Origin of the sequence: Streptomyces sp. MB09-02B (assembly GCF_033794485.1) — a bacterium.
Lineage (GTDB): Bacteria > Actinomycetota > Actinomycetes > Streptomycetales > Streptomycetaceae > Streptomyces.
Genome location: NZ_JARGEE010000990.1, coordinates 1 through 647, shown reverse-complemented (window position 1 = coordinate 647; position 647 = coordinate 1). Strand labels below are relative to the sequence as shown.

At 65.2% G+C, this 647-nt stretch carries 1 pseudogene; it reads right to left on the bottom strand.

What is annotated here, in order from left to right:
* Positions 1-354 precede the first annotated feature (354 nt).
* A pseudogene (locus P1P70_RS45505) lies at positions 355-647 on the bottom strand (hypothetical protein); the annotation flags it as partial.

Genomic DNA, 647 nt, shown 5'->3' with positions numbered 1-647 from the left:
TCCAGAACTACCTCGACCAGCGCGAGATCCACCGGCCGAAGTCCTGGCGAACCCTGGGCAGCTGACCTCGGCAACTCCAAGATCCCCGACAGAGTCAAGTCAGTGCACCCGTAAGCAGGCACACCACCAGGTGGCGCAGTCAGCCGTGGCCGCGATCACCGGCGCAGGAAGTCCGTTTCGTCCTGTAGCCGCTGCTCGCGAAGCTGGTGTGGTGGATAGGGCGCTGCTCGTGCTGGTCGCAGAGGGTTGCCGGGCGTGTTGGTCGTCGGACAGTCGGTCGATGGCAGGTTCGATCACCGCGCGGGCTGGAGCCGACTGTTTTCGGCCCCAGCCCTGCTGGGCATGTGGAACTCGTTACAGTTCCTCGTCGTCCTCGGGTTCACACGCGCGCAGGAACCACAGGTCGAGGGTGTACTGCTCTGTCACCGGCGGCTGTTCCCGCGCCTGGGCGAGTTGGCCAGGTGACCAGGGTTGCGTCGCGCCCTGTCGGATGAGCTCGTCGTAGTAGTCGGCGGTGGCCTGGCGCCCGGTCCACCAGGCGTGTCCGGCTGAGGTTCCCCCGAGATGCGGAGGGTGCTGACAGAGGGTCAGATGGTTCTCATGAGAGGAACATCGACCATGGCTGCCCCCAGGAAGTACTCGTTGGA